At 62.5% G+C, this 1,457-nt stretch carries 2 protein-coding genes; both read left to right on the plus strand.

Features of this window, described 5'->3' with window-relative positions:
- The coding region (locus EOA29_RS36310) for a zinc-binding dehydrogenase (RefSeq protein ID WP_145970042.1) at positions 1-330 on the plus strand (330 nt) is incomplete at its 5' end.
- Positions 331-544: 214 nt separating this feature from the next.
- Positions 545-1,457 (plus strand): ATP-binding cassette domain-containing protein (locus tag EOA29_RS36315; RefSeq protein ID WP_189479113.1); only part of this gene is annotated, 913 nt, incomplete at its 3' end.

The following is a 1,457-nucleotide window of genomic DNA, read 5'->3' on the forward strand; positions in this document are numbered from 1 at the left end:
GAAGAAACCGACCCCTTTCCCGCCTCGCTCGATTGCCTGAGGCCGCTCGGCATGTTCGTCAGCTTCGGCCAATCGTCCGGGCCGATCCCGCCTTTCTCGATGTCGCTTCTGGCCCAGAAAGGCTCGCTCTACGCAACCCGGCCGACGATCTTCGTCTACAACGCCAAGCGCGAGGATCTGGTGGCGTCGGCCGGGGCGCTCTTCGACGTGGTGCTGAGCGGCGCCGTCGAGATCAAGATCAACCAGCGCTATGCGCTGAAGGACGCCGCAAAGGCGCAATCCGATCTTGAAGGCCGCAAGACGACCGGCACGACCGTCCTCATTCCCTGAGCCGGCTGCCTCGTTCTTCAGCGCCATGCCGTGGATGAGGGCACGGTTTGCCCGAAAGGCCCGCCGGTTTTTCGCAAGCTCCCAATAGGTGTATCTTACCCCTTGAGTTTCCGCTGGAATTCTTGAAGCTCTTTCAAGTTGGGTGCCGCTTTCCGACCGAAGCCGGCCGCGCATACGATACCAGCGGGAACACAGAACATATCCGGGTAACTGGATGGGAGGCACTGTGAGTGCAAATCATGACAGGGCGAATCTGCTCGAGGTTCGCGGCCTTACGAAGATCTTCGGCACGCTGACGGCGTGCGACCATATCGACCTCAACATCGCGAAGGGCGAGATCCATGCCCTGCTCGGCGAGAACGGCGCCGGCAAGTCGACGCTGGTCAAGATGCTGTTCGGATCGCTCGAGCCGAATTCGGGCGAGATTTTTTGGGACGGCAAGGCTGTCACGATCACCAGCCCGGGCGTGGCGAAAAAGCTCGGCATCGGTATGGTCTTCCAGCATTTCTCGCTGTTCGAGGCGCTGACGGCGGCCGAGAACATAGCGCTCTCGCTCAACGACGGCTCGCCGATCAGCGCCATTGCTGCGAAGGCGAGGGCGCTCTCCTACAGCTACGGCCTGCCGCTCGATCCTGAAACGCTGGTCGGCGATCTCTCCGTCGGCGAGCGCCAGCGCATCGAGATCATCCGCTGCCTGCTGCAGACGCCACAGCTCATCATCCTCGACGAGCCGACCTCCGTGCTAACGCCGCAGGAAGCCGACAAGCTGTTCGAGACGCTCGAGCGGTTGCGCGCGGAAGGCAAATCCATTCTCTACATTTCCCACCGGTTGGAAGAGGTCAAACGCATCTGCGACCGTGCCACCGTGCTGCGTCACGGCAAGGTGGTCGGCCATTGCAACCCGCGCCAGGAGACAGCCGCGTCGCTCGCCCGCATGATGGTCGGCAACGAGATCAAGGCGGTGGTGCGCGCGCCTGCCGAAGGCATCGAAACCGCGCCTGCGCTGCTTGAAATCCGCGGGCTTACCCGCAAGCCGGCGACGCCTTTCGCCATTCCGCTGAAAAACATCAATCTCTCGGTACGCGCCGGCTTGCGGGTAAGCCCGCGGATTTCAAGCAGCGCAGGCG

Source organism: Mesorhizobium sp. M1E.F.Ca.ET.063.01.1.1, assembly GCF_003998155.1.
Taxonomy (GTDB): domain Bacteria; phylum Pseudomonadota; class Alphaproteobacteria; order Rhizobiales; family Rhizobiaceae; genus Mesorhizobium.